Origin of the sequence: Paenibacillus sp. DP01, from assembly GCF_044784315.1 — a bacterium.
GTDB lineage: Bacteria > Bacillota > Bacilli > Paenibacillales > Paenibacillaceae > Paenibacillus > Paenibacillus polymyxa.
Genome location: NZ_CP173059.1, coordinates 3,996,173 through 4,006,371, shown reverse-complemented (window position 1 = coordinate 4,006,371; position 10,199 = coordinate 3,996,173). Strand labels below are relative to the sequence as shown.

5 protein-coding genes are annotated in these 10,199 nt (G+C 47.9%); 4 read left to right on the top strand and 1 reads right to left on the bottom strand.

The window, feature by feature from the left end; translation table 11 throughout:
* The first annotated feature begins 13 nt into the window (after positions 1-13).
* Genes ACH59B_RS17545 through ACH59B_RS17535 form a run of 3 tightly spaced genes read left to right on the top strand, consistent with a single transcriptional unit; the run spans position 14 to position 7,316 of the window.
* On the top strand, positions 14-1,333 hold the full coding sequence (locus ACH59B_RS17545) for a glycoside hydrolase family 125 protein (protein ID WP_404302234.1): 1,320 nt from the start codon (positions 14-16) through the stop codon (positions 1,331-1,333).
* Complete coding sequence (locus tag ACH59B_RS17540) at positions 1,330-4,485, top strand: beta-galactosidase (RefSeq protein WP_193189825.1); 3,156 nt, start codon at positions 1,330-1,332, stop codon at positions 4,483-4,485. Before ACH59B_RS17545 ends, ACH59B_RS17540 begins: the two co-directional genes overlap by 4 nt.
* Positions 4,486-4,523: 38 nt before the next feature.
* A complete protein-coding gene (locus ACH59B_RS17535; protein WP_193189823.1) occupies positions 4,524-7,316 on the top strand; it encodes an alpha-mannosidase in 2,793 nt (930 codons plus the stop codon).
* A 149-nt stretch (positions 7,317-7,465) separates the two neighbouring features.
* On the opposite strand, the gene ACH59B_RS17530 is transcribed toward ACH59B_RS17535, so the two are convergent.
* On the bottom strand, positions 7,466-8,050 hold the full coding sequence (locus tag ACH59B_RS17530; protein WP_017428292.1) for an alpha/beta hydrolase: 585 nt from the start codon (positions 8,048-8,050) through the stop codon (positions 7,466-7,468).
* A gap of 348 nt (positions 8,051-8,398) precedes the next feature.
* Here ACH59B_RS17530 and ACH59B_RS17525 point away from each other — a divergent pair, with 348 nt between their 5' ends.
* Positions 8,399-10,144, top strand: coding sequence for a methyl-accepting chemotaxis protein (locus ACH59B_RS17525; protein ID WP_193189821.1), 1,746 nt, complete (start codon positions 8,399-8,401; stop codon positions 10,142-10,144).
* The last annotated feature ends 55 nt before the right edge of the window (positions 10,145-10,199 follow it).

Sequence of the window (10,199 nt, the reverse complement as noted above, 5' to 3'; positions counted from 1 at the left end):
AGCGAAAAAGCTATTGGAACAATTCAGACTTCCCAAAATACCAATGCCCGACTTTGACTTGCCGCAGGCTGTTCAGGACGTACTTAAGGAAGCAGAGCAAGCACTGGCTCACAGGCCGAAGCTGCTGAAGCTGTTTAAAAACTGTTTTCCAAATTCACTGGAGACGACGACCAAGCTAATGGATGATGGGACAACGTTTCTGTTTACAGGGGATATTCCAGCTCTTTGGTTGCGGGATTCTGTAGAGCAGGTCATTCATTATGCGCCGTTAGCCAGGGAGGATGCTGATTTACAGCGCATCATTGGGGGGCTGATCAAGCGCCATATTCATTATGTCCTCATAGACCCGTATGCGAATGCGTTCAATGAGACAGCGAATGACTGGCACTGGAATGCGACTGATGAGACGGAGATGTCACCATGGGTGTGGGAAAGAAAATTTGAAATCGACTCGCTGTGCTTTGTCATTCGGCTAGCTTATATGTACTGGAAGGAAACGGAGCTTACCGATATTTTTGATTCAAAATTCAAGTCGGCTCTGCGCAAAATAGTGGATGTGTTCAAAACGGAGCAGCGTCACCAAGAGCAATCTGCGTATCGGTTTACGCGTAATAACGGCATTCCCACAGATTCCTTGCGCAATCATGGACTCGGTATGCCTGTAAATTATACAGGGATGATTTGGTCGGGCTTCCGTTCCAGTGATGATGCTTGCGATTTTCACTACAATATACCCGGCAATATGTTTGCAGTGGTCGCTTTGCGGCAGATGCAGGAGATTGCGGAGTGGGTATTCCGTGATATGGACTTTCTGAACGAGCTGAAGGAGCTGAAGGCTGAGGTGGAGCACGGTATCCGCTTGTACGGCATTTACCGCCATCCGGTATTTGGGCCTATATATGCTTATGAAACGGACGGATTTGGCAACTACTGCCTGATGGATGATGCGGGTACACCTGGATTGATGTCCATTCCGTATTTGGGCTATACGACGGCGGACGATCCTATCTATCAAAATACGAGACGCTTCGCTTTAAGTCAGGAGAATCCGTTTTACTTTGAGGGCAAGGCGGCTAAAGGCATCGGAAGTCCGCACACGCTGCCAGGTTACATCTGGCATATGGCCCTGTCTATGCAAGGATTAACGGCCCGGACCGCAGAAGAAAAGCTGGAGATGATCCAGATGCTGGAAGCAACAGATGGGGACACTGGCTACATGCATGAAGGTTTTCATGCAGATGATCCTACGGTTTATACGCGAAAATGGTTCGCTTGGTCTAACAGTCTGTTTGCCCAGCTTGTGTATAAGGCTATGAAGGATGGCTTGTTATGAATGGAATCATAGTAAACCCATCCATCGTTGTTTTCAGTGAGCAAGGCTTTCCCACTATAGGGAACCTGTTGCCGGATGAGGCGTTTCATGGAGTTGCAGAGGTGGTGGTCGTAGGAGCCGATGAACTGGCTGAAACGCTAAAGCATATGGACAACGGCTGTTTTGTCAATCTGCATGCACCGTACTTCCCCAAATCCGCTTGGACTGAAATCGTGGCATTTCTCCATAGGGGAGGGGGGCTGCTTAACGTTGGGGGAGCACCCTTTAAGCATCCAGTCCGCGATCCTGCTGATGAGCATGGAGATTGGAGGATTGAGAATGAACAGACTGCGTATCATCAGGAGTTGCATATTCATGAGGTGCTGCGAGTGGATGCGTCGAAGGTAGCTTCGCTGGTTGCATCAGAGGATATTCCTGTACTGTGTGGTCAGGAGTCTCTATTTCAGGTGGCGGATACGTGGAATCTCGTTCCACATACGACCAAAAGCAGCGATCTGCCACACCAGATGGGCTCTGCCGGGCCAATGAATACGCAAATTTATCCTTTGCTCAAGGGAGTAAGTAAGGACGGACGGGATATCGCTGCCCCGGTGGTGCTATGGGAGCATGCCCGGGGTCTGTTTGCTGGCGCACGCTGGATGTTTATCCATGTGCCGTTGATAGCTTCCTTTTGGGAACAGGATGGTGAGCAACTGCTTGCCCAATGGGCACGTTTTTGCGCCAAGGGGATGACGGAGCTATCTATCAAGCCGAACTATGCTGCTTATGAGTCCGGGGAACGAGCCATACTGACACTTCAAACCCAGAGATTGCAGCGAGAAGGAGCCACGCCCAGAAATCACGAGGTATGGAGCTTTGACCTGACGGTGGAGCAAATATTGGATGAGTACAATCAGCAGGTATGGAGCAATCGCTTGCAGATTGAGGTTAGCAAAGAACAGAACTTTGTACGTATTCCCCTTGGCTTTTCCATTCTAAGCGGTTTATATCGGGTCATTTGCCGAGCTGAATCATCGGATGGTGAAGTACGTATATTGCGACAGGGCTTTTGGGGGCAGGATGCCGAACTGCTGGCTGAAGGACAGATCATCATGTGTAGTCGGGATTATTTTATAAAGGACGGGCGTCCGTTACCTGTTGTTGGCATGACCTATATGACCTCAGATGTGGCACGGAAATTTTTATTTTTGCCCAATGCAGCAATTTGGGATCGGGATATGGCCCAGATGGCCAAAGCGGGCATCAACTGGATTCGTACAGGGGTATGGACGGCTTATCGCAACATGATGCAGATAGACGGGCACGCCTCGGAAGAGGTACTTCGCGCGATTGATGCTTTTCTGCTGACAGCCAAAAGGCATGGCTTGCAGGTGACGTTCACGTTCTTTTCTTTTACGCCGGAAACGTGGGAAGGGGTTAACCCTTATCTTGATCCGCAAAGCGTGGAAGCACAAAAGCGATTCATTCGCAGTATTGTCAGTCGGCACACGGCTACAACCCATGTGGATTGGGATCTAATTAACGAGCCTTCGATGTTTGATCCGTCGCGTATTTTCGCAGACGGTCCACGTTCTGCGAGGGACTCATGGGAACAGGCGGCGTTCAGCACATGGCTGGAGCAACGCCATGGCAGCATTGAAGCTTTGCAGGAAGCCTGGAATATGACGCCACAGCAGCTTTCCTGTTTTGCTTCTGCCACAATCCCCGAGCCGGAGGAGATCAACTTCGACGTTCAGGATATGCATCTGGCCAAAAAGGGAGCCAAATGGCTGGATTACTGTCTATTTTCGATGGAAATGCACAATCTGTGGGCCGAGCAATTGGCGACTACGATTCGGGAGCTTTGTCCCGGACATTTGGTAACTGTAGGTCAGGACGAGGCACTGGGCGCGCAACGGCCATCCCCGTTTTTTTATGAGGCTGTGGTGGATTATACGACGGTGCATTCATGGTGGCTGAATGATCATTTGGTGTGGGACGGTATTTTTGCCAAAACACCAGACAAACCGAATCTCGTGCAGGAAACCGGGATCATGTATGTTGAGACACCGGATGGTCGAGCCAAGCGTTCGGAGGAGGAGCTGCGCGACATGCTGGAGCGCAAGTATGCGTATGCCTTTTCGACTGGCGGAGCGGGTGCGATTCATTGGATCTGGAATACGAACTTTTATATGGATAATGCCAATGAATCGCACATCGGTGCATTACGTGCGGATGAGACCGAGAAGCCGGAAGCAGAGGTATCTTACGATTTTGGGCTTTTTATGAATGAAATTCGCGATCTGTTTACAGACCGGAAGCTGGAAGAAACGGCTGTTGTATTCCCGTATTCCAATGATTTCTCTAACCGATCACTTGCCTTCGATGCCACGACAAGGCTTACCCGGGTGATGTCCTATAATCTCAAACAGCCGTTCCGTGCCGTCTCCGAGTATCATCTGGACTCGCTCAAGCGGCAGTTACCGAAACTGATTATGATCCCCAGCGCGCACAATTTCGATAGTACATCGTTGGAGCATCTTCTGGAAATGGTGCGAGTCTTCGGTGTGACGCTACTAGTCACCGGACCACTGGGGCTTGATCCTTACTGGAAAATGACCGAACGGGTTGATGCCATTATTGGTCAGCGTACGCTGGGGAACGTCCAACGGGAGGAAGTACTGAGTCTGGAGGGTCAAACCTACTCTGTCTCATTCGGACAGCGGCGAATTGCTGAGGTCGCTAAGGAGGAACAACTGTCACCGGAAGCGGATGGAGCGATGGGTGATGAAGTCGTGAACCTGCCGCTTGGCAAGGGGCGCTTGATCTGGAGTCCGCTTCCACTGGAGTTGAATGGCAGAGATGAGCCGATTGCCGAATTGTATCGTTACGCCTTCGCTGCTGCCGGGGTGGAGCGAGAGCTGGAATGGATAGACGGTGGCGATCAGCCGGGGCTATATGGACGTAAGCTGAATTTCAAGAATGGGGGCCTATATATTTTCGTATCGGAGTTTTCCCGGGATACCCAAGTGCGTGTTCGGGATAAGGAGACTGGATTATCCTACGCTTTTCTGTTGCCAAGGAGCCGCTCTATCTTGTTTGCTGTGGGTCGAGAAGGTCTGTTGCTAGCAGTATATCGTCCCGAGGACGTGACGATTGAAGTGATACAGTGAACAATGGCAGGTCAAGACATACGGTGAGGAGATATGCGATGAGCGAGCAAAGGGATGAATCAATCAACAATCAAGCGATAAGCAGGGAAGTAGACACATACACGGGCAGCAAGACGACAGCACATATTATTTCGCATACCCACTGGGATCGGGAGTGGTATTTGCCTTATGAGAAGCACCATATGCGCCTGATTAGCCTGATGGATTCTCTGCTGGATAAGCTGGAGCAGGACCCGGATTATAAAAACTTTTATCTGGACGGGCAGACGATCATTCTGGAGGATTATCTACAGGTTCGGCCCGAGCATAAGGAACGTTTGGAGCAGCATATTCGCAATGGTCGTATTTTTATCGGACCCTGGTACATTTTGCAAGATGCTTTTCTGACCAGCGGCGAAGCCAATGTACGCAATATGCAGATTGGTCACCGCGATGCCGAACGTTACGGCACTCCGTCCAAGATCGGATACTTCCCCGATACGTTTGGCCTGGTTGGGCAGACTCCGCAGTTCATGCAACAGTCGGGGATTACGAATGTTTTCTTCGGAAGGGGCGTAAAGCCGACAGGGTTTAACAATACAGTGTCGGATAGAGGCTACGAGTCCTCCTTTTCGGAACTGTTATGGACGGGGCCAGACGGATCAGAGGTACTCGGTATTTTATTTGCCAACTGGTATTCCAACGGCAATGAGGTTTCTGTAGATGAGGCGGAAGCCAAGATTTATTGGAAGCGTAAACTGGATGATGCGCAAAAATATGCTTCAACGGGCGAGCTGCTGTTCATGAACGGTTGCGATCATCAGCCTTTACAGCTTGATTTACCGGAAGCAATCCGTACGGCACAGAAGCTTTATCCGGATATCGAGTTTGTTCATTCCAATTTCAACGATTATCTGACTTCTCTGAAACGGACTTCCCAAAGGCAACTCTCGTCAGTGAAGGGAGAGCTTCGCAGTCAGCGCACGGACGGCTGGGGAACGCTGGTGAATACGGCTTCTGCTCGGGTGTATTTGAAACAAATGAACCAGTTGGGACAAGTGATGCTGGAAAAAGTGGCAGAGCCGCTTGCGACCGTCGCGCATCTGCTGGGGCAGGCTTATCCTCACCATTTGTTCACCTATGCCTGGAAAACACTGATGCAGAACCATCCGCATGACAGTATTTGCGGTTGTAGTGTGGACGAGGTGCACCGTGAGATGGTGACCCGGTTTGATAAGAGCCGTCATGTAGCCGAGAGCATTGTGGATGAAAGCATAGAGGTCATTGTGCAAGCAGTGGATACGACGGGCTTTAGCCGCTTTGGAGAAGATGCATTGCCACTCGTGATTTTTAATACGTCAGGCTGGGAGCGCAGTGGTATAGTGTCGGCAGAACTGGAAGTGGTACGTCTGTACTTCCGTGAAGGATACACGACTGAGGAGGCTGCTCATCAAGCAAAGAACGTTGATCTTTCCGGGCGTATACTGGTGGACAGTGAAGGGAGTCCGGTGGCATGCAAGATGGAGGACCTCGGGCTACAGTTCGGTTATGATTTGCCAGATGACCGATTCCGCCAGCCTTACATGTCTCGTCGGGTTCGCCTTACCTTTGAGGTTGAACGTGTGCCCCTGCTAGGCTTAAAAACCTATGCTTGGCTGAGAAGTAGTGTCGAGACGGACTCCTCTTCCCTTTTTCATGGCAGTCGCAGTATGGAAAATGATCTGCTCCACGTCGAAATTGCGGATAACGGATCTTTTACCCTGACAGATAAGCGTACAGCCCGTAGCTACAAAGACCTTGGCGTATATGAAAATGTGGGTGATATCGGCAACGAGTATATGTTCAGACAGCCCGAGGGAGAGCAGGCGCTGACCACCGAAGATTTGATCGCTGACATTCGCGTGCTTGAAGATACACCTTTTCTGGCATCCATGGAGATTATTCATCATTGGGAAATACCGGCTTCCGCTGATGAAACGCTGGAGCAGGAGCAGCGAGAACTAGTTTATTATCCGTACCGCAAGGCTCAGCGCTCCTGGCAGACCGTTCCGCTGACGATACGGACCGTCATTTCTTTATCTAGGAACAGCAGAGTGGTTTCCATGGAAACCACCTTTAACAACCAGGCCAAGGATCACCGTCTTCGTGCTCTGTTTCCGACAGATATAGTTTCTGGTGAGCATCGGGTGGACTCGATGTTTGAAATTGCAATCCGGGACAATGAACCTGCACCTGAGTGGGAAAACCCAAGCAACACACAGCATCAGCAGGCGTTTGTGGATGTAAGCGGGGAACAGGCGGGTCTAACCGTAGCCAATCTCGGGTTGAATGAATATGAAATCATGCGTGATGGTCGTAACACGATTGCAATAACGCTGCTTCGCTCAGTTGGCGAGCTGGGGGATTGGGGATGGTTCCCGACGCCGGAAGCGCAGTGCCCAGGTGAGCACACCGCTCGTCTGGAAATCATTCCACATGATGGCGACGGTATTCAGTCCGGCGCGTATACAGAAGCCTATCAATACCAAATTCCTTGGATTGTAAAACAAACGGGGATTCATGCGGGTACAGTTGCTTCAGATTATGCGCCGTTTGATTGGCAAAGCACGGAGCTTGCCTTTTCCTCTATGAAAATGAATGAGCTGTCGGGGGATGTGCTGCTACGCTGGTACAATATGAGCAATAGTATAGCCGAATTAATTATCAAGCCCGGGCCGCAGCAGTACGATTTCTATAAAAGTAATATCCTCGAAGAACCAGGAGAAGACATCGTAATGGATTACTCTAATGAGTTACTTCAGTCTGTAAAGCCGCATGAAATTATTACACTAGGTTTTAAAATGAAGACTTAACAATAAAGAGAAGAAGGCCATAGCAAATTAACAAGCCCCGATGGAATAGCTTATCATCGGGGCTTGTTATCGTTTGCTAAAAGTAAATAGTAGCTAGGTTTACGGATTCAATCCGCGTTGCTTTTTTGACACAAGGCTCTCCTGACATGCTATTCATTTGCATTCATCATCTCAAGTAACACTTGATATACCATCGGTAAGGTGGTAAAACCGTCACTTTGCAAAAAGTGCCCCCCATGATCTACTTCGTGAAAATCAGCCTGCATATCTTCCGCTAGTTTCTTGCTAAGTGCAAAGGGGACAATCGTATCGTCCTTTGAAGCTATAGCTGCACGTGCCTTTAGTGAATCCATAATTTGCTGATCATCCAAATGGTCAATTGTAAACTCATCTAATGATGGTAGGCTTGGCACTGGGTCAGTAAAACCGGAAACGAACACGGCGCCCCCCAGCGGTTCCGAGATATTTACTTGCTGCAGGTACCTTAATATGGATACACATCCCAAGCTATGACCAATAAAATAGGTGTCTTTATGTAGAACTTTAATATTTTGCAATAGATACTCAATCCACTCATTAAGCTTGGGCGCTTGCGAGTTGGGCATTTCTAGTATATCTACCGAAACCCCGTCTTCTTGCAATTTGTCTTGTAACCAAGGAAACCAATGATCTGCTGGCGAAGCGGTGTATCCATGGATTATATATACTTGCTTTGGATTTTGTATGTTTGTCACAATACGTTCTCTCCCATCATCCAGTGTTTAGAACTTAATTTGCATATGTGCCTCACTTCATGCAGGCATTCCCCTCTAGTTTACCAAACTCCCCATGCTTATAAGTACTAAAATTGTGGATTTACGTAGCAAGTCCATGTATAAATTTGCCTGTTATAATATTCATTATTTTTGCAGTACTGTAATTTGACTTATAAATTTAAGCGCTTTCTACCGATATATATAGCATCACGTTTTGTAATCTACTTCATATTGTTGTTTGGAGGGCAGCCTCAAGGGGGATCGGAGTACTCGTGAAAGTTGAGAGCAGCGTGAACTATTATCCATAGACGAGCTGGAGGGGTTTGGATGAGTAACAAGCTATCGGACAGGACGAAAAAAGGAAAAGGGCTTAGAGATTTAAAGGTCACAACAACGATGATCTCCATGATTGTGATCAGCTTGGTGGGTTTGCTCATTGTATCGTTGGTAGGGGTTATCGGTATGTATCAAGCTAAAGAGGGTCAAGGTATTTTGTATGTGGATCGCTTTCAACACCAAACCAATATTCTTGAAGTCAAAAGTGATTTCTACAATATGCGGGCCAATTATACAAAAATACTCGACAATAAAGAGTATACAGATAAACAATATAAGCAGGTACAGAAAGGAAAGGATAGTGTTACAACCGGGCTAAATGAATTTTCACAAAGGACATTGGATGCAAAGGAACAGAAATTGTATGAGGAACTAAGAGGCAGTATAGACACGTATTTTCAGGATATTGAACAGATCATGGCCGTCAAAAAAAATACTGGAACCTATGACACAGAAGAGAGAGGTCGGATTAATAAATCTAGTACGGCCATAGTTACGATGCTGACTACCATTTCAGATTATAACAATGAGCAATCCGCCAACCTATATCAAAATACGCAAAATGAGATAAAAATGCGCACAATTGTGTTGATCACGGTTCTGGCTCTCGTACTGGCTGTTCTGATCACAATCTCCTTTGTGGCCATTCAAAACATTCGTTCTCGGATGAGCACCATTACGAAATACTGTGAAGAAATTACCCAAGGCAATTTAACGGCAGCCCTTGATCCTGCCTTGCTCAAAGGAAATAATGAGATCGCTGTCATTGCTCGTGCTATTCAGCAAATTACAGATTCAACCTCAATGGTCATTACGGGCGTGATCAATGAGTCGCGCCAAATTAACCAGCTTAGCGATCAGACGAATCTGAATATGACAGATCTCAATGAACGGATTCGCGATGTATCCGCCACGGTCGAACAGCTGTCAGCAGCTATGGAGGAGACTTCAGCATACACCGAAAATATGAATCATTCTGCGGATGAAATGCAGCGGGCAGCAGAGTACATCTCGGTCAAAACTCAAGAAAGAGCTCAGTCTGCCTATGATACAAGTGTAAAGGCCGAAACGTTGAAGCAGGCGGCTAGTCAATCCAATAAAGCGGCCAAGGAAATTTACCAGAAGGCTAATGCAAAGATGACAGAAGCATTAGAACGAGCCAAGGCAGTAGATCAAATTCGTATACTTTCTCAGTCTATCTTGGAAATTACGGCACAAACCAATTTGCTGGCCCTAAATGCATCTATTGAAGCGGCTCGAGCCGGTGAGTCAGGTCGAGGGTTTGCGGTTGTAGCTAACGAGATTCGTAAGTTGGCAGACGGCTCCAAACACGCGGTAGACCAAATTCAGAGTGTTACTCAAGAGGTTGTGCAGTCTGTAGAAAATCTGACTACCAATGCCGAAGAATTACTGCACTTCCTGCAAACCCAGGTGGGCAAGGATTATCAGCTGCTTGAGGACACAGCGGGACAATATTACACTGATGCTGTTGAGCATACGAACACAGTCAATGATTTGAACGCCACCTCTAAGCAGGTAAATGAAACCATCCAAACTATGGTGAGAGCGATCCATGAGATTGCAACCGCCAGCGAACAGTCTGCTATATCTACCCAGCACATTGCTGAGAATATGGTGTCATCAACGGAAAAATCTCGTGAAGTGGCACACCAGTCTGATCAGGTGAAGGAAAGCGCAGCTCGACTGAATGAGCTGGTCGAAGGCTTTAAAATTTAACGAGGACCATACGGTGATGGGTATTTAAATGAAGGACGAAGAAAAACAGTTGGGA

What these genes read in the sequence shown, in the direction of transcription:
- ACH59B_RS17535 (WP_193189823.1), top strand. Translation starts at nt 4,524, where the DNA reads ATGAGCGAGCAAAGGGATGAATCAATCAACAATCAAGCGATAAGCAGG.
- ACH59B_RS17525 (WP_193189821.1), top strand. Translation starts at nt 8,399, where the DNA reads ATGAGTAACAAGCTATCGGACAGGACGAAAAAAGGAAAAGGGCTTAGA.
- ACH59B_RS17540 (WP_193189825.1), top strand. Translation starts at nt 1,330, where the DNA reads ATGAATGGAATCATAGTAAACCCATCCATCGTTGTTTTCAGTGAGCAA.